The 257-nt window shown below is 49.4% G+C and carries 1 protein-coding gene; it reads left to right on the top strand.

Features of this window, described 5'->3' with window-relative positions; translation table 11 throughout:
- A partial coding sequence (locus tag R0J87_RS22185; protein WP_498889018.1) for a type II toxin-antitoxin system YhaV family toxin occupies positions 1-94 on the top strand: 94 nt, incomplete at its 5' end.
- Between the last annotated feature and the right edge of the window lie 163 nt (positions 95-257).

Raw genomic sequence — 257 nt, 5'->3', positions numbered from 1 at the left:
AGATGCCTATACCGTATTCAGCAAAATGTTAAAAAGAGGACATCCTCCTGCCGACTGGGAAACCCTCACCCAAGAGACAGAAGAAAACCATTGATGGTGTTCACAATGCCCGCCGAACGCATTCGTGTTGACCAGCGGGCACCCTTTCTCACTCCCCGACCAGAATCACTTCAACCCCAGCCTTTCGCAGTCCTTCCAGACTATCCGCAGGAATGCCTTCATCAACAATGATCATGTCGATACGTTGAGTATCAATG

The sequence above is a fragment of the Halomonas sp. SIMBA_159 genome (assembly GCF_046536035.1).
Taxonomy (GTDB): Bacteria; Pseudomonadota; Gammaproteobacteria; order Pseudomonadales; family Halomonadaceae; genus Vreelandella; species Vreelandella venusta_A.
Note: the sequence above shows the minus strand (reverse complement) of the source record. Positions and strands in the feature narration are given on the sequence as shown.